Source organism: Minwuia sp. (assembly GCF_048007105.1).
Classification (GTDB): domain Bacteria; phylum Pseudomonadota; class Alphaproteobacteria; order Minwuiales; family Minwuiaceae; genus Minwuia.
In genome coordinates this window covers 179,022-197,525 of sequence record NZ_CP180352.1, presented here as the reverse complement: position 1 = coordinate 197,525, position 18,504 = coordinate 179,022, and the positions used below count along the sequence as shown (strand labels likewise).

The following is an 18,504-nucleotide window of genomic DNA, read 5'->3' as shown; positions in this document are numbered from 1 at the left end:
TGTTTCCCGCGGCTGCAGATGTGAATGCAGCCGCCGCCGTCCCGACGCATCTGGCGCAACCGCCTTGCCTCTGGCATAGGTCGGGAAACGCGATCCTGGGGAGGATGCCCGAATGCCCATGACCAATGTCGCCGATGTCCTGCGCGGCCATGCGAAGACGAGGCCCGACGACGTCGCCACCGTGTTCCGCGACCGCTCCTCCACCTATGCCGACCTCGACCGCTACAGCAACCGGGTCGCCAACGGTCTGATCGCGCTGGGCGTGAAGCCGGGCCAGCGGGTGGCGCTGCTGACCAAGAACTGCGACCAGTTCATGGAGCTCTACTACGGCTGCGCCAAGGCGGGCGCGGTGATCGTGCCGGTCAACTTCCGCCTCGCCGGCCCGGAGATCGCCTACATCGTCAACGACGCCGGCGCCGAGGTTTTCTTCGTCGGCGAGGGCTATGCCGATCTGGCAGCCGAACAGATGGGCGCGATGCCGAAGGTGCGTGAGGTCTTCTCCCTGACCGGGGAGGGCGGCTACCCGGCCTACTTCGCGTGGCGCGACAGTCAGGACGATACCGACCCGATGATCGCCGTCGATCCCGAGAGCATCGCTTCCCAGCTCTATTCCTCGGGCACGACGGGTCACCCGAAGGGCGTGCAGCTCAGCCACCAGAGCGGTCTCAACCTCTGGCCGCTGCTGGCGGACCCCAACGAGAGCGCCTATGGCCGCTGGTCGGAGGACGACGTCAATCTGGTCTGCATGCCGCTCTATCATGTCGGCGGTCTGAACAATGCGCTGGCCGGCATGTATGTCGGCGCCAAGACGGTCATCCTGGCCGACGCGATCCCTGCCGACATCCTGCGCACCATTCCCGAGCACCGGGTCACCAAGACCTTCCTGGTGCCGGCGCTGATCCTGTTCCTGGTGCAGTCTCCGGGCGTGCGGGAGGTCGATTTCTCCTCGATGGACGAGATCTGGTACGGCGCCGCGCCGATCCCGGTCGAGCTGCTGAAGCAGGCCATCGAGATCTTCGGTCCGGTCTTCGGACAGGCCTATGGCATGACGGAATCAAACGGCGGCGGCGTCTACATGCCGAAGGAGGATCATGACCTGTCGAAGCCGGACCGGCTGAAGTCCTGCGGCAAGCCGGCGCCGGGCTATGACGTCAAGGTGGTCGACGACGACGCCAACGAACTGCCGGCCGGCGAGGTCGGCGAGATCATCCTGCGCTCCAACACGCTGATGGCCGGCTACTGGAACCTGCCGGAGGCGACGGCGAAGACCCTGAAGGACGGTTGGCTCTGGTCGGGCGATGCGGGCTTCTTCGATGCGGAGGGCTTCCTCTACATCCATGACCGGGTGAAGGACATGATCATCTCCGGCGGCGAGAACATCTACCCGGCCGAGATCGAGAGCGCCCTCTATGGCCATCCCGCCATTGCCGACGTCGCCGTGATCGGCGTGCCGGACGACCGCTGGGGCGAGGCGGTGAAGGCCGTCATCGTGAAGGCGAAGGACGCGGACCTCTCCGAAGGCGAGGTGATCGACTACGCCCGCAGCCGCATCGCCCACTACAAGTGCCCGAAATCGGTCGACTTCATCGCCGAACTGCCGCGCAACGCCACTGGCAAGATCCTGAAGCGCGAACTGCGCAAGCCCTACTGGGAAGGCCGCGATCGCGGGGTCAGCTGAGCGGTCTTTTCCGGAACCGGCCCCGATTTCCAAAGCTGTCATGCCCGCTTCATGCGGGCATCCGGTCAGTCAGATACTTGCGGCGAAGCCGCACCGGACCCCCGCATGAAGCGGGGGTGACAGTCAGAGGTCAGGCCGCAAGCGCGCCCTCCACGCCGGCGGCGATGTTCAGCAGTTCCCGGTCGCGGTTGCGGTGGCCCATCAGCATCAGCCCGACCGGCGCCTCGCCCGGCTTGTGGCAGGGCAGGCTGATGTTCGGCCGGTTCAGGAAATTGCCGGCCGAGCAGTTCCGGAGGCAGAGCAGGTTGATACGCGTGTAATCCTCGTCCGCGTCCAGTTCCGAGATGGCCGGCGCGACGATCGGCACCGTCGGCATGACCACGGCGTCGAAATGCGCCGTGGCCGCGTCGGTGGCGGCCTTCATCGCGGCATGCGCTTCCAGCAGATCGATGTAGTCGGCAGCGGAGATGTCGGCGCCGCGCCGGATGCGGCCAATCACCCGCGGATCGTAGAGATCGCCCTTCCGTTCGATAAGGTCGCGGTGCCAGGCCCAGCTCTCGGCGGCGGCATAGCCGCCATTGGCGTAGAGCGCCGGCAGTTCGTCGATCTCGGGCAGCGACAGGTCTTCCAGTTGCGCGCCCGCCTCCGACAGCGCGGTCAGCGCGGCGCCGAAGGTCCGGGCGACGGTCTGGTCCATGTCGTCGAGCACATAATTGCGCAGCACGCCGATGCGCAGGCCGCCGACAAAGGCCGGCGCCGCGCCCGCGCCCGGTCCGCCCGCCATCACGTCGTCCAGGATGGCGCAGCAGTCGGCGCTGTTCGCCAGCGGCCCGATGCTGTCGAGCGAGAAGGCCAGCGGCGTCGCCCCTTCGCGCGGCACCCGTTCGATGGTCGGCTTGAAGCCGGCGATGCCGCAGAAGGCCGCCGGAATGCGGCAGGACCCGCCGGTATCCGTGCCGATGGTCGCGGCGGCCATGCCGTCGGCGACGCTGACGGCGCCGCCCGATGTCGAGCCACCCGGGATGCGCCGGGTCTCCCTGTCCCAGGGCGAGGCCGGGGTGCCGTAATGCGGATTCAGGCCGACGCCCGAATAGGCGAACTCGGTCATGACCGTGCGGCCCAGGATGACGAAGCCGGCGCGCCGCAGCCGGTCGACGATGGGCGCATCCGCCGTCGCCGGCGAGGCGCCGGCCAGCGCCTTCGATCCGGCGGTGGTGGTGAAGCCTTCCTCGTCGAACAGATCCTTGATCGAGATCGGGATGCCGGCGAATGGCCGCGCCTCGCGGCCGGCCGTGCGTAACCCGTCGACGGCTGCCGCCTCGGCCCGCGCCCGGTCGGCATGCAGGGTCATGTAGGCGGTCGGGCCCTCGCCCTCGGCCGCCGCCGCCAGCGCCGCATCGGTCAGCGCCGCCGAACTGGTCTCGCCCGATGCCAGCGCCCCGGCCAGCGCCTTCAGCCCGCGATCGATCATCTGTGGCCCCCCTCTCGAATCTCACCGGAGGATAATGCGGGATGGGCCGGCGGGACCATGATGTTCGTCGCCCCGCCCTCCGGCTTCATACCGATGCGAGTCATTCATTCCGGAATTCCGGTGACCTCTCGACCTGGTCGTTATCGTGCCGCCGGTTCTGCAATTCCTTCCGGGCGCAAGCGCCTTCACCAGACGACAGACAGCCCCCAGTTCCGTGAATACGGAGGCGAAACAAAATCTACTCTTCAGTATTCGTTTCGGGTGAGGAAGTTTTTACTTTCTCAGGTGACGCTAGGTCAATTCAGTAACGTGCAGGAGTTCCCCCGAAACGCTGCAGGAGGCTGTCATGTCTGTTACCAAGCGTATCTATCTGATCGTCGGCCTGGTCGTTCTGACCGGGGTTTCGATCGCGTCCGTCGGCACCTGGAAGATGATGCAGGTCGGCGACGAATTGACCGAGATCGCCCGCGAGGACGTTCCCCTGATGGAGAAGGTCGCCGCGATCACCGTGCATCAACTCGAGCAGGCCATTCTGCTCGAACGGGCCATGCGGGGTGCGCAGATATCCGCAGGCACCGATTTCGATCATGACCGTCAGGCGTTTCTGATGCTCGCCAAGAAGGTCGATGCCGAGATCGAGGAAGGCCTGGAGCAGGCCCGGCACGCGCTGGATTACGCGAAGTCGGATGCCGCCCGCCAGAAGTTCGGCGACATCCTCGCCCGGCTGGAGGCGATCGCGACACAGCACCGCCGCTACGACGACATGGCCGCCGAGGTCATGACCGCCGCCGCCGGGGGCGACGCCGCCGCCATTGGTGACAGGGCCGTCGTGCTGGAAAAGGAACAGAAGGATCTCGATTCCCGGCTTGCGGGCATGCTGTTCGAGCTTGGCAAGTTCACCGAACAGTCCGCCCTTACGGCACTGGAAGACGAAACCAGCGGCATCCGGCTGATGCTGGCAATCGCCGTGCTGGGCATCGGGCTCGGCGTCGTGGTCGGGACCCTGATCGGACGCAGCGTCGCCCGCCCCCTGACGCAGATGATGTCGGTGATGGAGCGGATGACCGGCGGCGAGCGGGGCATCGATGTGCCCGCGCAGTCGCGGCGCGACGAGGTCGGCGGCATGGCCCGCGCCCTCGAGCAGTTCCAGAAGCAACTCGTCGAGGGCGAGCGCCTCGCCGAGGTGCAGCGGCTGGAGGAACGGCGGAAACTGGAACAGGCACAGAGCCGCGACCGGGCGATCCAGAGCTTCAGCGCCACGATCAACGGCATTGTCAGCGACCTTTCAGATGGCGTGAGCCAGCTGACCAGCGCGTCCGGCACGATGACCATTGTCGCCGAACAGTCCGGTACGCGCGCGACCACTGTCGCCGCCGCCGCCGAGCAGTCCTCGGTCAGCATCCAGGCCGTCGCGGCCGCCATGGAGCAGATGTCCGCCGCCATCAAGGAGATCGCGGCGCAGACCGAACAGTCTTCAGGCGCCGTGCAGCAGGCCAATGACAAGGTCGACCGCAGCAGCGCCGAGATCGAGAAGCTGTCCGTTGCGACCGACGACATCAGCCAGGTGGTCAGCCTGATTGAGGAGATCGCCGAGAAGACTAACCTGCTGGCCCTGAACGCCACAATCGAATCGGCGCGGGCCGGCGAAGCGGGCAAGGGCTTCGCTGTCGTCGCTCAGGAAGTGAAGGGCCTGGCGAACCAGACCCAGCAGGCGACGGTCACGATCACCACACAGATCGGCAACCTGCAATCGGGGGCCAGGATCGCGGTCGAGGCGGTGCGCGAGATCGGGGCCGCGATGGCTCGGCTGAACGATGTCACGGCGTCCATCGCCGCGGCCATCGAGGAGCAGAACCAGGTCACCAACGAGATCGCACAGAACATCGACCAGGTCGCTTCCGGCACCCGGGATGTTTCCGAGAACATCGTCGAGGTCACGACCTATGTCGGCGAGACCGGCGCGGCCGCCGGCCAGGTCAGCAGTACCGCCGACCGGCTGTCGGGCAATGCCGGCGTGCTCCGGAAGGAAGTGGACGGCTTCTTCGAACAGCTCCGCGTCGCCTGACCGCCATCCGCTCTTTCCCCGATAGTTCGCACGCGTACAATGGGGCGGACAACGGGGAGGAGTGCACCATGGATCTGGCGCTGACCGAAGACGATCTGGCGTTCCGCGATGAGGTTCGCGCGTTTCTGGACGAGAACCTGAGCGACGACCTGCAGGAGGCCTCGCGGCTGACCACGGGCCCCTTCGCCGAGTTCCAGTACGGCCAGCGCTGGTACGAGAAGCTGGCGTCTAAGGGCTGGTCGGCGCCGCTCTGGCCGGCCGAATATGGCGGGCCGGGCTGGACCGCGATCCAGCGCTACATCTTCGATATCGAATGCGCCGCGGCCGGCGCCCCGGTGCCGCTGGTCATGGGCACGCGCATGGTCGGACCGGTGCTGATGCATTTCGGCACGCCGGAGCAGAAGCAGAAATACCTGCCACGCATCCTCTCGGGCGAGGATGTCTGGTGTCAGGGCTATTCGGAACCGGGTTCGGGCTCGGATCTCGCCAGCCTGAAGACCCGCGCGGTGCGCGACGGCGACCACTATGTCGTCAACGGCTCGAAGATCTGGACCACCTTCGCCCAGCACGCCAACCGCATGTTCTGCCTCGTCCGCACCTCGACCGAGGGCAAGGCGCAGGAGGGCATCAGCTTCATCCTGATCGACGACTTCAAGGCCCCGGGGATCACCGTCGATCCGATCATCACCATGGCCGGCGATCACGAGGTCAATCAGGTCTTCTTCGAGGACTTGCGGGTACCGGTCGAGAACCTCGTCGGCGAGGAGAACAAGGGCTGGACGGTGGCCAAGTACCTGCTGGAGTTCGAGCGCGGCGGCGACACCTACTCGCCCGGCCTGCATGCCTCGATCCGGCACCTGAAGGCGGTGGCGGCTTCGGAGCCCGGCGGCGGCGGGGAGCCACTGATCCAGGATCCGGTCTTCGCCAGGCGCGTGGCCGAGGCGGAGGCCGAGATCATGGCGCTCGAAGTCACAGAGAAGAAGGTCATGTGCGAGGTCGCCGAAGGCAAGACGCCGGGCGCCGCGGGCTCGATCATGAAGGTCTGCGGCTCGGAATCGCTTCAGAAGACGGCTGAACTCACCGCCGAGGCCGTCGCCTATTACGGCGCGCCGCATCAGAAGCAGGCGCGGACCGTGGGCAGCAACGTCCAGCCCATCGGCCCGGACCACGCGCTGACGGCCCTGCCGCGGCACCTGAACCACCGCGCCGCGTCGATCTATGCCGGTTCCAACGAGATCCAGCGCAACATCGTCGCCAAGCTGGTGCTGGGGCTGTAGCCGGGGTCTTGGCGTCGTCCGATTATCATTTCCCGGCGGTCACCGCCGACATCGTCGCCCTGGCCGGCTCAGGGATCCTGCTGATCCGGCGGAAGAACCCGCCCTATCGGGATCACTGGGCTCTGCCGGGCGGCTTTCTCGATCCGGACGAGACCATCGAGACCTGCGCCGCCCGCGAACTGGCCGAGGAGACCGGCGTGACGGCGCACGATCTGCAGCTGGTCGGCGTCTACAGCGAACCCGACCGCGATCCGCGGGGCCGGACCGTCTCCGTCGCCTTCCTGGCCCGCTTCGACGAACAGCCGCCGGCGGAGGCGGCCGACGATGCGGCCGAACTCCACTGGTTTCCGGCGGACGATCTGCCGCCGCTCGCCTTCGACCATGCGCGGATCATTGCGGACGCGCTGAAGCTGGCCTGAGCTGACGGAACGACAAGGCCTTTGCGGACCGCAGCTTCCGGCGGCATAGTCTCATCCATGCCGATATGTGAAGCCGATCCCTGGCGCATGCAGTATTTCGAGGGCGTGGACTGCCCGGCGGACGTCAACGTTCCGACCGAGGACGGCGACGCCTGGGCCTGGTACCCCGAGTTCAAGTGGGTCTACAACAAGCTGGACGTCGCCGAGAGCCAGCATTTCGTCTGCGGGCCGCACGGCCTGATGCCGCCCGCCTTCCCGGTCTTCTCCAAGCCGGTCTTCAACATGCGCGGCATGGGCATCGGCAGCCGCATCCTCCGCACCGAGCGTGAATACAAGGCCAACCAGCGCCCCGGCCATATCTGGACCCCGGTGCTGACCGGCGAGCACATCTCGACCGATGTCGCCGTCGTCGACGGCGAGGCGAAATGGTGGCGTCACACCTTCGGCAAGCCGCTGGACGGCGGCATGTTCGACTACTGGACGGTGCTCGGCGAGGCCAATCCGGAGGTCGAGGCCTATTGCGGCGACTGGCTGCGCGAGAATCTCCGCGGCTATACCGGCATGGTCAATTTCGAGACCATCGGCGCGCGGATCATCGAGGTGCATCTGCGCTTTGCGGACCAGTGGCCGGATCTCTACGGCGGCAGGCCCTGGGTCGAGGCGCTGGTGAAGCTCTATGCCGAGGGCGTCTGGGACTATGATGACAGCGACCGCCGGACCGGCTACAGCGTCGTGCTCTTCGGCGGCCACGGGCTGCAATACACGCACCCGTCCGAAGATCTGGTCGATGAAGTGCGCGCCATGGACGGGGTGACCAGCGTGCAGGTCACCTTCCATCAGGACCGGCCGCCATCGTGGCACGCCATGCCGCCCGGCGGCTTCCGGCTGGCCATCGTCAATTGCTGGGATCTCGAGACCGGCATCAGGGCGCGGGAGAAGCTGGCGCTGAGTTTCTGGTCGACCCAGCAGCTGACGCCGTCGCGCCGCCGTCGCACTGCCGAACCGGCCTGAGCCGCGCCGCGATGGATCTCGCCTCGATCGAGGAAATCGAGAACGTCTGGATTCCGATGCGCGACGGCGTCCGGCTGGCCGCACGTCTGTGGCTGCCGCGCGATGCCCGAACCAATCCGGTTCCGGCGATCTTCGAGTTCATTCCCTACCGCAAGCGCGACTTCATGCGCTCCCGCGACGAGCCGATGCATCGCTTCTATGCGCTGTCGGGCTATGTCAGCATCCGCGCCGACCTGCGTGGGTCAGGCGATTCCGAAGGCGTGATGAGCGACGAGTACACGCTGCAGGAACTGGAAGACGCGATGGATGTCATCGCCTGGGCGGCGGCGCAGGACTGGTGCAGCGGCGCGGTGGGCATGACCGGCATCTCCTGGGGCGGGTTCAACGCGCTGCAGGTCGCGGCGATGCGGCCGCCGGCGCTGAAGGCCATCCTGACGCTCTGCGCCGCGGATGACCGCTATGCCGACGATGCCCATTACAAGGGCGGCTGCCTGCTGAACGAGAACATGCAGTGGGGCTCGATCCTGAGCCTCTACAATGCCCTTCCGCCGGACCCTCAGGTCCATGGCGAGAGCTGGCGCGACGCCTGGCTGGCGCGCATCGAGGCGGCCGAACCCTCGCCGGCGGTCTGGATGGAGCACCCGCACCGCGACGAATACTGGCAGCACGGATCTGTCTGCGAGGACTACAGCGCAATCGAGTGCCCGGTCTTCGCCGTTGGCGGCTGGGCCGACGGCTATTCCAACGCAATCCCGCGGCTGCTCGAAGGCCTGTCGGCGCCCCGGCTCGGGTTGATCGGCCCCTGGGCCCACACCTTCCCGCATGACGGCGTGCCGGGTCCCTCCATCGGCTACCTGCAGGAGGCCGTCCGCTGGTGGGATCACTGGCTGAAGGGCCATGACACCGGGATCATGGACGAACCCATGCTGCGCGCCTGGATACAGGAAAGCCTGCCGCCGGCACCGCAATACGAGACCCGCCCCGGCCGCTGGGTGGCGGAGAGCGCCTGGCCGAGCCCGCGGATAGAGCGCCAGCGGCTCTGGCTCAACTGGGGGCATCTGGCCGAGGAACCGGGCGAGATCGACGAAATCGCGTTTTCCTCCCCGCATACGCTGGGCGTGCGCGCGGGCGAATGGTGCGGCTTCGGCGCAGACGGCGAGGCGCCCCGTGATCAGCGCGCCGACGACGGCGGATCACTGGTCTTCGACACCGACATCCTGACCGAGCGTCTGGAGCTGCTCGGCGCGCCGGAACTGGAACTCGAGGTCGCCGCGGACAAGCCGGTTGCCTTCCTTGTGGCACGCCTCTGCGACGTCGGGCCGGACGGCGCGTCGTCCCGGATCTCCTACGCGATCCTCAACCTCTGCCACCGCGACAGCCACGAGACGCCTGCGCCGCTGGAACCTGGCGCATGGTACCGCGTGAAGCTGAAGCTGGATGATCTGGGACAGGCGATCCCGGTCGGGCACCGGCTGCGTCTGGGGCTGTCGACGGGCTACTGGCCGATGATCTGGCCGGCGCCGGAGCCGGTGTCGCTGTCGGTCAGGCTGGGCACGGGCCATCTCGATCTGCCGGTCCGCCCGCCCTCGGATGCGGATGCCGCCATCCGCCCGTTCGAACCGCCGCTGGCCGCGCCCGGATCGAAGACCAGGAAGCTCTATCACCTCCCGATGCGGCGGACCGTCGAGATCGACCTGACGACCAACGAGATGATCTACACGCTGAAGGGCGACGGCGGCGAGTTCGGCGGCGCCTCGCTGGCCCGGATCGAGGAGATCGACCTCGACCTCGGCTATCAGATGCTGAAGCGGTACCGCATCCTCGAGGATGACCCCCTTTCGGCGCAGACGGAGCTGTCGCAGACCGCGATCCTGAAGCGCGACGGCTGGACGGTGCGGCTGGAATGCCGGACACGGCTGACGGCGACGGTCGACGCGTTCCAGTTCACCGGCGATCTGGAAGCCTTCGAGAACGACGTGCCGGTGGGCGCCCGTCACTGGACCCGCGCCGTGCCGCGGAAGTTGCTCTAAAGTCCCGCCAAATGGGCCACCCCCGTCGGCCCGAAGGGCCGCGCGGGGGTCCGGAGCGGCTTCGCCGCAACTTCCATGGATTGACCGGATGCCCGCGCAGGGCGGGCGTGACGACCGTATTCAAGGCGAACGGACAGGGCGAATACTGGAATGCTCTAGGACGCGGACTCATAAGCGCGCAGCCATGTTCGGGTTGAAGCGATGAGGACGGCTGCGAGGTAGTTTCGGGCGGATTTCTCGTAGCGTGTTGCGATCTTCCGGAAGTGTTTGAGTTTGTTGAAGAAGCGCTCGACGACATTGCGCCGGCGGTAGAGCGCCGGATCGACGCTGCGCTGGACCTTGCGGTCGCGCTGGGTGGGAATGTGGCCGCGACCGCCCTGCGCCGCGATCAGGTCCAGCACGGCCCGGGCGTCATAGCCCCGGTCGGCCACCACGTCGCCCGTCGCCGGATGGGCGGCAAGGAGTTCCGCAACAGCCGCCTTGTCGGAGGCCTGGCCCGGGCTGAGCACCAGCGCGACCGGCAGGCCGCGCTCGTCGACCATGGCGTTGATCTTGGTGCTCAGTCCTCCACGAGAACGGCCAATGGCGTGATCCGCGCCCCCTTTTTGCCGGAGGCGGCGTGCTGGTGGGCGCGGATGATGGAGCTGTCGATGAACTGCATCGAATCCGGCGATTTCCTGGCCAGCGCTTCGAAGACCCGCACCCAGACGCCCGCCTTCGCCCAGCGGTTGAAGCGGTTGTAGACCGTGGTGTGCGGGCCATAGCGCTCCGGCAGGTCGCGCCAGGGCGAGCCGGTGCGCAGCACCCAGAAAATGCCGTTGAGAACCCTGCGGTCATCCACCCGGGGAACGCCCCGCGGCTTGTTCGGGAGCAGCGGCTCGATCAGCTCCCATTCGAAATCGGTCAGATCAAAGCGCGCCATTCCGGACCTCCTGCGATTCACCCACCAGAGTGAATCACCCAAAGAACCGAAACAGAATCCCCTTTATGGGTTCAGAACCTAGCCGCCTGCCGTTACCCGCGCGATGGCGGCGTCGACGATCCGCTCCAGCATCTTCGGATAGGCGATGCCCGCAAAACCGGCCATGAAGGCGAGCTTGCCGTCATACGCCCAGGCCGGATTGGGGTTTGTTTCCATCATCTTCGGGCGACCGTCCGCGGCGCAGCGGAAATCGAAGCGGCCGTAATCCTGCAGCCCGAAGCGCGCGAAGAGCAGCTTCGCCCAGCCGGCGATGCGCTCTCGGGTTTCGGTTTCGATGCGGGCTTCGCGGAAGGCGATCTCGGTCCAGTAGGGGGAGTCCGGATCGGCCTTGGATTCGAAGGACAGGATCGGGTTCAGCCCGGCCGGCAGCTTCGAGAAATCCACTTCCAGCGGCGGCAGGACCGTCAGGCCCGATGCCGGGTTTCCGATCAGCCCGACGCCGTATTCCGGACCGGGCAGGTATTCCTGCCAGAGTACCGCGCGGCCCGGGAGCGTTTCGTGCAGGAAGTCGAGATAGGCGCGCGCCTCCTGCGGGCTGCGGACCACGGCGTCCTTGGTGATGCCGACGCTGCCGTCGGCGGCGTTGGGCTTCAGCAGCGCCGGATAGAGATCGGGCAGGGCCACGCCGGGCGCGGCGGAGGCAAGGAAGTGTTCGCCGGGCACCTCGACGCCCAGAGACTCGGCGACCAGCCGCACGATCTGCTTGTCGAAACAGAGCACCATCGCCTGCGGCGTCGCGCCGGTATAGGGGATGTCGTGCAGTTCCAGCCAGGCCGGCAGGTTCAGTTCGCGGGTCGGCCGGTTGAAGACGCCGGTGTCGCAGAAATTCACCACCAGATCGGGCGGGTCGGCGGCCAGCCGCTCGAACAGGCCGTCATGGTCGTTGAAGACGGTGATGTCGAAGCGCTCCAGCCCCTCCAGCGCCTCGACCATCGTGCGGTGCGCCTTCAGGTCCTCCTCGCCATAGGCCGCCCCGAGCTTCGTCGGATCGCTCTCCCCATGGTCGCCGGTGATGACCGCAAGTCTCCGCATCGATCTGTCTCCGCCATTGAACGCCGATGCATTGAAGGCCGGGCGGGCCGGCGCTGGCAATGGCGGCATGACACCGGCCAGGGACGTGTCCGGGACAGGGACGGCATGAATGCGATGCGATGAATGGTGGGCGCGGCTGGGATTGAACCAGCGACCCCTACGATGTCAACGTAGTGCTCTCCCGCTGAGCTACGCGCCCCCAAGGGTCGAGGCCGGGGCGAGCCCGGCGCTGCGAGGGGCGTTCTATAGCCGGGGGCGCTGCGCCCTGCAAGCCCCAATCCGCCCGCTGACCTGCGTGGCCATCAGGCGCCGCCGGAGGGCGGCCTCACCATTGCGCCGGTTGGGATTTTCGGCAGCGGGCTTTGCTCTGTTTCGGGAATTCCCGACCAGAGAGAGGCATGCCCGGCTTCGCGCCGATATCGAGCCAACCGTGCGAAAGGCGGGCAAGTGCTGGCGCGGGAACCAGGACAATTGCCATGTTCATGCGGAACCATGGCCACGCCACCGCCGTCTCGCAAACTGACACTGAAATCACATCAATTTCGGAAGTCATACGATCGGTTAACGAAACGTCCGATAGAGTACGGGAGGAGATTGCCTTTCTGGCTGGCAATTGACGCGGGCTGCCTGCCTGCGTTGCAGCCGGGCAGGCGCCTCGGGAACCGGTCCAGGAATAGGAGACCGCCGGTGAGCATGGAATCGGAACTGGGTCCGTACGTCGACGCATTGCGCGAACGCAAGGCCCCCGTCCCGCCGATGGAACTGATCGGCTACATCAATGCGGTCGTCGAGATCGTCAAGCGTCACAACCCCAGCGGTTCGGGCGGCGGCGGCGGAATCGGCAAGGAAAGCATCGAGGAATGCGTGGCCCAGGTCGACGACTGCCTGAAGCAGATGGCGCAGTCGGCAGTCGACATCATGGACCACATCGACACGGTCATGGATGCGCCGAACATCAAGCCGGACCAGCGCGCCGCACTGCTGGCGGCGCTGGAGGCCTGCTCGTTCCAGGACATCGTCAGCCAGCGTCTGTTGATCGTGCGTCAGCATCTGAGCGGCGGACACGACAGCAAGCGCGGCATCAGCACCGGCATCAACAAGTCGCGCCGGGAGGAAGTCCACAAGGACGACCATCTTCTCAACGGTCCTGCCAGCGGCAACAAGGCAATGGATCAGGCCGCGATCGACGCCCTGCTCAACGGCTGATCCGGGCCTTCATCGACAGGACGGCCACGCGCGTCCGCCTCTGGCGGGCGCGTTTTTCGTTCTGTGGGGAAGGCAGAGGAAGACGGCAGGCCGCCGGCGGCGGCCTGGCCGTTCAGGACTGCGTGCCGGTCAGGGCAAAGATTCCCGAACCCTCGCCGCGGCACCATTCGAACTCCGGCGGCAGACCGGCAGTGGTTTCCGAGGCGCCAAGGATCAGCCGTCCCTCGCGGGAGCGGATCCGCTTGGCCATGTGGGACAGGGCCTGGGCCTTCTGCGCGCGCTCCATGTAGATCAGGGCATAGCGGCAGAAGATGATGTCCTGGCTCTGGGCCGGGACGGAGGGCTTCAGCAGATTGTCGGTCCGGAAGCGCACCATCCGGCGCAGCTCGTCGACGATCCGCCACTCGCGCGGGCCGCAGGGGCGGAAATACCGTTCGGCGTCGCCCGGGCGCAGGCCGCGCCCCATCTCGAACTCGTTGTAGACGCCCTCCGAGGCGCGCTTGATGGTTTCCTTGGAGATGTCGGTCGCCAGGATCTCGAAACGCAGGCCGGGCTGGCGCGCGGCCATCTCCGACAGCACGATCGCGATGCTGAAGGCTTCCTGACCGGTCGAGCACGCGGCGCTCCATACGCGGAGGCAGGTGCCCGGCGCAGCCGCCTTCAGCACCGCCGGCACGATGGTCGATTTCAGGCTCTCGAACGGGCGGCGGTCGCGGAAGAACGAGGTCTCGTGCGTCGTCAGACGGTCGATCACCTCGGTGCGCAGGTTTTCCGAACCGGGCCGCTTCAGGCGGTCGGCGAGGCTTTCCAGATTGGGCATGCCGTACTGGCGGGCCAGCGGCATCAGGCGCCCCTGGATGAGATAATGCTTCTCGGTCGAGAGCGTATTGCCCGATTCCTGACGCAGGATGTCGGCGAAGACCTGCAGGCTGGCGAGTGTACTGTTGCTCACTTGCAATGTTCCCGGATCAGTTTGGCGATATCGGGCACCGGCAGAACGGCGTCCGCTACACCCCTGTTGAATGTTGCGCCGGGCATGCCCCAGACGATGCTGGTGGCCTGGTCCTGAACGGCGACGATGCCGCCGGCTGCCGCGATGGTCTCGGCGCCCTCGGCGCCGTCGCTGCCCATTCCGGTCAGCACGATGGCCATGGCCCGGCGGCCATAGACCTCGGCGACGGAGCGGAAGAGCGGATTGACCGCGGGCCGGCAGTGATGCTCGCGCGGGCCGTCCCAGAGGCGGATCGTTGCGCCGGCGCCGCTCTGGGCGACCATCATGTGCCGGTCGCCCGGCGCGATGTAGACCCTGCCGCTGATCAGCGGTTCGCCGTCCGTGGCCTCGACGCAGTCAAGTCCGGTCTTGCGCGACAGGTTCTGCGCGAAGACCTTGGAAAAGTTCACCGGCAGGTGCTGCGAAATCAGCACAGGGACGGTGAGCCGCCCGCCGAGTCCGGCCAGCAGATCCGCCAGCGCCTGCGGGCCGCCCGTGGACGAGCCGATGGCGACGACGCTGCGCTTCAGGGTGATGTCGGCGGTCCGCCGCGGGCGGGGCGCCGGCGCGTCGGCCACGGGGGCCGCGGCAACGGGCTTCCGCTTCAGGGATCCGAGCGTCTTCACCTTCTCGACGATCTCGCGCCGGAAGGCGCTGCGGTTTTCACGGTCCTGCTTGGCGACGAAATCGGCCGCCCCGCGCCGCAGCGCGTCGAAGGTCACCGATCCGGCGCGCCGGCTTGCGCCCGAGACCACTACGATCTGGGAGTTGGGGCTGGTCTGCCGGATCAGCGGCAGGGCCTCGTAGCCCGACAGCACGGGCATCTCGAGATCAAGCGTGATGACATCCGCCGCGAAGGTCTTCAGCTTGTCCAGCGCCTGACGCCCGTTGGCCGCGGTCTGGACCGCTGCGTCGGCATCTTCTTCCAGCCATTGCCGGATCATGCCGCGCGGTACGACCGCGTCGTCCACGACCAGAACCTTGAGCCGCCCGTCGGTATCCGCCATGCGGGTGTTTCCGTTTCTGTCAGGAGGCCAGGTCGAGCTTCGTTGCCTGAAGCGACGGGATTTCCAGGATCTTCTTCACGTCCAGCATGATCACCAGTTCGTCGGGCCGCTTGGCGACGCCGAAGGACAGGGCGGCGACCTCGGGCCGGACGGTCGGCGGCAGCGGCATCATGACGACGTCGGAAACCGGCACGACCTCGCCGATCCGGTCGAACATCAGGCTGTACCACTCGCCATCGACCACGATCACCGTGCCGATGCCGCGGCTGCCTTCGGCCGGCTTGCCGACGGCGCGGCCGAAGCGGCGGTGCATGTCGATGGCGGTGACGATGCGGCCGCGCAGGTTGATCAGGCCGGCGACTTCCGGCGGGCCCAGCGGGACCCGGGTCATCGCGCCCTGGGCAATGACGTCGTTGACGGTCAGGATCGGCAGGCCGAAGACCTGGTTTCCAAGATGGCTGGTGATGATGCTTTCGCAGCCGGCCATCTTCTGATCGATTTCGCTGACTTCCTTTTTCACGCCGCCATCTCCTCGTCGTCGCGCAGGACACTGTTGATCGTCGAAAGCAGGCGTTCCTTGTCCAGCTTGGCCACGTAGCCGGAGAACCCTGCCGCCTTGCCGCGCTCACGGTCGGCGTCGGTGCAGTGCGAGGTCAGCGCAATCACCGGAACCGCGTGGGCGTTTTCGTGCTTCTTGAGCTGCGCCAGCAGCTGGTAGCCGTCCATGCCGGGCATCTCGATGTCGCTGACGACGACGTCGACCCTGTTGCCGGCGTCGAAGTGCTTGAGCACATCATCCGCCGAACCGACCACCGTCATCGCGTAGCCGTGGCTGGCCAGCAGCGGACCGACCAGATTGCGGAAGAAGGCGGAGTCGTCGACCAGCAGCAACTGCATGCGGCGTTCCTTCTCCTCGGTCGGGGCGGCGGCGTAGGGATCCTGATCCTCGCTGAAGAGGTCCGGATAGACCGCCCGCAGGAAGTAGGCGATGTCGAGCACCTCGGTGGCCTTGCCGTTGACGATGGCGGTGCCGATGCAGCTCTCGTGGTGCGAGTCGGACGCGACGCGGATCTCGCAATCCTCGATGTCCAGAATGCTCTCGACGACCAGGCCCAGATAATTTTCGTGATCGGAGAAGACGATGACCTCCAGGCTCCGGTCCCTCGGCGGCATGCCGCAGCTGGTGGTGACCAGCGGCATCAGCTTGCCGAGATACTGGATCATGCACTTGTCGTTCAGCACCTCGATCTTGTCGGGTTCGACCCGCTCCAGCCTGTCGACCAGCGACAGCGGCACCGCCTTCGGTGCGGCGCCCTCGGCGCGGAAGGCCAGCAGCGTGGTCGTGCGCTCCTTGCGCGGGCCTTCGTGCTCCTCGGCTTCCTGCCGGTCAGCGTTCGCCAGGCGCATCGTGGTGGCCAGACCGTTGGGATCCAGGATCATGATGACCTTCCCGTCGCCAAGGATGGTATTGCCCGAGAACATGCGGATGTCGCGCAGCAGCGGGGCCACCGGCTTGACCACGATTTCCTCGGTGTCGAAGACCTCGTCGACGATGACGCCGAAATGCTGCGACCCGACCTGGCAGACCACGACGAAGCCATTGTCGCGGACTTCGCCCTCTGTCAGGGCCAGGGTGCCGTCCAGATGGATCAGCGGCAGCAGACGCTGGCGCAGGCGCAGGATGCTGGAACCCTCGATCTTCTCGATGCTGTGCTGGCTGCTCTCGTTGATGCGCACCAGCTCACGGATCGAGATCTGCGGGATGGCGAACTTCTCGCCGCCGCATTCGACGATCAGCGCGGAGACGATGGCCAGCGTCAGCGGGATCTTGATCTTCAGCTTGGTGCCGAGACCGCGGGCCGAACTCGAGGTCGATCGAACCGCCGATCTTCTCGATGTTGGTGCGCACGACATCCATGCCCACGCCGCGGCCAGAGACCTTGCTGACGGCTTCGGCCGTCGAGAAGCCGGGTTCGAAGATGTAGCGGTGCAACTGCCGGTCATCCATGGCCTCGGCCTCGGCGGCGCCGACCAGGTTGCGCTCGACAATGCGCTTGCGGATGGCGTCGGCGTTCAGCCCGGCGCCGTCGTCGCTCAGCTCGATGACGATGTGACCGCCCTCGTGGCGGGCGGACAGGCGGATGGTGCCGGTCTCGTTCTTGCCCTTCGAGCTGCGGATCGCCGGCGTCTCGATGCCGTGATCGGCGGAATTGCGGACCATGTGGGTCAGCGGGTCCTTGATCATGTCCAGGACCTGACGGTCGAGTTCGGTGTCGGCGCCGTCCATCTCCAGCTCGATCTTCTTGCCGAGCTCGATGCCCAGGTCGCGCACGATGCGCGGCAGCTTGTTCCAGGCGTTGCCGATCGGCTGCATCCGGGTCTTCATGACGCCTTCCTGCAGCTCGCTGGTGACCTGGCTGAGGCGCTGGAAGGGGATGTTGAAGACGCTGTCGGATTCGTTGCGGACCAGCTGCATCAGCTGGTTGCGGGTCAGCACCAGTTCGCTGACCAGGGTCATCAGCTGTTCGATCAGATCGACGCTGACGCGCAGGCCCTGAACGCCGCCGCGCGCGGGCGTGCTGGCCGAGGCGGTCTCGGCCGCATCCTGTGCGGGCTCGGAATCGGCGGCGGCTTCCACCGGCTTCGTGGCCGGCGCCGGAGCGGGCGCCGCCTTCGGCGCCACGGGTTCGTCATCGCCCCGGAGCGAATCCAGCGCCTCGCTGGCGGTCTTGCCGCTGGCCAGGATGTCGGCGAGCGTGGCCACCAGGGGGTTGGATGCCTCCTCGACGGTCTCGGGGCCGTCGCCTTCGGCGGTCTCGACCACCTCGAGACCGCGGGCGGGTGCCTCTTCGGCCTCGTCCTCTGCAGCGGTCTCTTCCATTTCGTCGGCTTCCGCGCCGTCGTCGTCGGTTTCGGCCTCGGCTTCAGCTTCCGCATCGGCGGAGCCGCCGCCCTGGGCGTCCTCGGCGACCTTGTCCAGCCGCGCGATCAGGTTGGACACATCGACCTCGGGCTCCTTGCCGTCGGCCTGGATCGCGTCGAGGAAGATGCGGATCTGGTCCATCGCCTCCAGAACGGCGGTGATCACCGCAGGGTCGGGGCGGATGGTGCCGTCGCGGACGAGGCCCAGAAGGTTTTCGGCGGCATGGGCGACCTGGCCCAGACGCTCGAGATTGATGAAGCTGCAGGTGCCCTTGATCGTGTGGACGATCCGGAAGAGCTGATCGATGGTGCCGGGCTGGTCGGGGTTCTGTTCGAGACCCACGAGATCGAGCTCGACCTCGGCCAGCGACTCCATGGTCTCTTCGATGAAGTCGACAATCAGATCGTCCATC

15 protein-coding genes and 1 tRNA gene are annotated in these 18,504 nt (G+C 66.7%); 7 read left to right on the top strand and 9 right to left on the bottom strand.

All coding sequences use genetic code 11. The features are described 5' to 3' along the window. Positions 1-112 precede the first annotated feature (112 nt). Positions 113-1,678: a fatty acid--CoA ligase gene (locus ACMVY4_RS00945; protein WP_416898339.1), complete on the top strand. Its 1,566-nt coding sequence runs from the start codon at positions 113-115 to the stop codon at positions 1,676-1,678. Between the two features lie 130 nt (positions 1,679-1,808). On the opposite strand, the gene ACMVY4_RS00940 is transcribed toward ACMVY4_RS00945, so the two are convergent. Continuing rightward, positions 1,809-3,149 carry an amidase gene (locus tag ACMVY4_RS00940; protein ID WP_416898338.1) on the bottom strand — a complete coding sequence of 447 codons (1,341 nt, stop codon included), beginning with the start codon at positions 3,147-3,149 and terminating at the stop codon, positions 1,809-1,811. 346 nt (positions 3,150-3,495) lie between these two features. On the opposite strand from ACMVY4_RS00940, the gene ACMVY4_RS00935 reads away from it, so the two are divergent. From ACMVY4_RS00935 to ACMVY4_RS00915, 5 genes are all read left to right on the top strand, one after another. Next, a complete protein-coding gene (locus ACMVY4_RS00935; RefSeq protein WP_416898337.1) occupies positions 3,496-5,214 on the top strand; it encodes a methyl-accepting chemotaxis protein in 1,719 nt (572 codons plus the stop codon). A gap of 68 nt (positions 5,215-5,282) precedes the next feature. Next, on the top strand, positions 5,283-6,491 hold the full coding sequence (locus ACMVY4_RS00930) for an acyl-CoA dehydrogenase family protein (RefSeq protein WP_416898336.1): 1,209 nt from the start codon (positions 5,283-5,285) through the stop codon (positions 6,489-6,491). 8 nt (positions 6,492-6,499) lie between these two features. After that, a complete protein-coding gene (locus ACMVY4_RS00925; protein WP_416898335.1) occupies positions 6,500-6,910 on the top strand; it encodes an NUDIX domain-containing protein in 411 nt (136 codons plus the stop codon). Positions 6,911-6,967: 57 nt separating this feature from the next. Continuing rightward, a complete protein-coding gene (locus tag ACMVY4_RS00920; protein ID WP_416898334.1) occupies positions 6,968-7,921 on the top strand; it encodes a hypothetical protein in 954 nt (317 codons plus the stop codon). 11 nt (positions 7,922-7,932) lie between these two features. Next, entirely contained in the window at positions 7,933-9,951 is a 2,019-nt protein-coding gene (locus tag ACMVY4_RS00915; RefSeq protein WP_416898333.1) for a CocE/NonD family hydrolase, read from the top strand. A gap of 155 nt (positions 9,952-10,106) precedes the next feature. Here the strand turns inward: ACMVY4_RS00915 and ACMVY4_RS00910 are convergent. The 3 genes from ACMVY4_RS00910 to ACMVY4_RS00900 all read right to left on the bottom strand — a co-directional run bounded on the left by ACMVY4_RS00910 (position 10,107) and on the right by ACMVY4_RS00900 (position 12,164). Beyond that, positions 10,107-10,873, bottom strand: a protein-coding gene (locus ACMVY4_RS00910) for an IS5 family transposase (protein WP_416898332.1) whose coding sequence is annotated in 2 segments (ribosomal slippage) — positions 10,107-10,549 and positions 10,549-10,873 — 768 coding nt in all. Because the reading frame shifts where the segments join, the coding sequence is not laid out codon by codon here. Positions 10,874-10,951: 78 nt separating this feature from the next. Next, positions 10,952-11,965, bottom strand: coding sequence for a D-alanine--D-alanine ligase family protein (locus tag ACMVY4_RS00905; RefSeq protein ID WP_416898331.1), 1,014 nt, complete (start codon positions 11,963-11,965; stop codon positions 10,952-10,954). 124 nt (positions 11,966-12,089) lie between these two features. Then, positions 12,090-12,164, bottom strand: a tRNA-Val gene (locus ACMVY4_RS00900). 488 nt (positions 12,165-12,652) lie between these two features. Between ACMVY4_RS00900 and ACMVY4_RS00895 the strand changes: the two genes are divergently transcribed. Continuing rightward, a complete protein-coding gene (locus ACMVY4_RS00895; protein WP_416898330.1) occupies positions 12,653-13,171 on the top strand; it encodes a hypothetical protein in 519 nt (172 codons plus the stop codon). Between the two features lie 112 nt (positions 13,172-13,283). Here the strand turns inward: ACMVY4_RS00895 and ACMVY4_RS00890 are convergent, their stop codons facing one another. From ACMVY4_RS00890 to ACMVY4_RS00870, 5 genes are read right to left on the bottom strand one after another with little or no spacing between them, the layout of a single operon-like run. Further along, positions 13,284-14,123, bottom strand: a complete 840-nt coding sequence (locus ACMVY4_RS00890) for a CheR family methyltransferase (RefSeq protein ID WP_416898329.1) — start codon at positions 14,121-14,123, stop codon at positions 13,284-13,286. Beyond that, positions 14,120-15,169, bottom strand: a complete 1,050-nt coding sequence (gene cheB / locus ACMVY4_RS00885) for a chemotaxis-specific protein-glutamate methyltransferase CheB (RefSeq protein ID WP_416898328.1) — start codon at positions 15,167-15,169, stop codon at positions 14,120-14,122. Before cheB ends, ACMVY4_RS00890 begins: the two co-directional genes overlap by 4 nt. Positions 15,170-15,188: 19 nt before the next feature. Then, the gene (locus tag ACMVY4_RS00880; RefSeq protein WP_416898327.1) at positions 15,189-15,689 is read right to left on the bottom strand and encodes a chemotaxis protein CheW; all 501 of its coding nucleotides are present in this window, start codon (positions 15,687-15,689) and stop codon (positions 15,189-15,191) included. After that, positions 15,686-16,909: a chemotaxis protein CheW gene (locus ACMVY4_RS00875; protein WP_416900383.1), complete on the bottom strand. Its 1,224-nt coding sequence runs from the start codon at positions 16,907-16,909 to the stop codon at positions 15,686-15,688. The genes ACMVY4_RS00880 and ACMVY4_RS00875 overlap by 4 nt, the downstream gene beginning before the upstream one ends. Before the next feature lies 1 nt (position 16,910). Next, positions 16,911-18,503: a chemotaxis protein CheA gene (locus ACMVY4_RS00870; protein WP_416898326.1), complete on the bottom strand. Its 1,593-nt coding sequence runs from the start codon at positions 18,501-18,503 to the stop codon at positions 16,911-16,913. Position 18,504 lies beyond the last annotated feature (1 nt).

What these genes read in the sequence shown, in the direction of transcription:
- cheB (WP_416898328.1), bottom strand. Translation starts at nt 15,169, where the DNA reads ATGGCGGATACCGACGGGCGGCTCAAGGTTCTGGTCGTGGACGACGCG.
- ACMVY4_RS00940 (WP_416898338.1), bottom strand. Translation starts at nt 3,149, where the DNA reads ATGATCGATCGCGGGCTGAAGGCGCTGGCCGGGGCGCTGGCATCGGGC.
- ACMVY4_RS00945 (WP_416898339.1), top strand. Translation starts at nt 113, where the DNA reads ATGCCCATGACCAATGTCGCCGATGTCCTGCGCGGCCATGCGAAGACG.
- ACMVY4_RS00870 (WP_416898326.1), bottom strand. Translation starts at nt 18,503, where the DNA reads ATGGACGATCTGATTGTCGACTTCATCGAAGAGACCATGGAGTCGCTG.
- ACMVY4_RS00905 (WP_416898331.1), bottom strand. Translation starts at nt 11,965, where the DNA reads ATGCGGAGACTTGCGGTCATCACCGGCGACCATGGGGAGAGCGATCCG.
- ACMVY4_RS00915 (WP_416898333.1), top strand. Translation starts at nt 7,933, where the DNA reads ATGGATCTCGCCTCGATCGAGGAAATCGAGAACGTCTGGATTCCGATG.
- ACMVY4_RS00935 (WP_416898337.1), top strand. Translation starts at nt 3,496, where the DNA reads ATGTCTGTTACCAAGCGTATCTATCTGATCGTCGGCCTGGTCGTTCTG.
- ACMVY4_RS00920 (WP_416898334.1), top strand. Translation starts at nt 6,968, where the DNA reads ATGCCGATATGTGAAGCCGATCCCTGGCGCATGCAGTATTTCGAGGGC.
- ACMVY4_RS00930 (WP_416898336.1), top strand. Translation starts at nt 5,283, where the DNA reads ATGGATCTGGCGCTGACCGAAGACGATCTGGCGTTCCGCGATGAGGTT.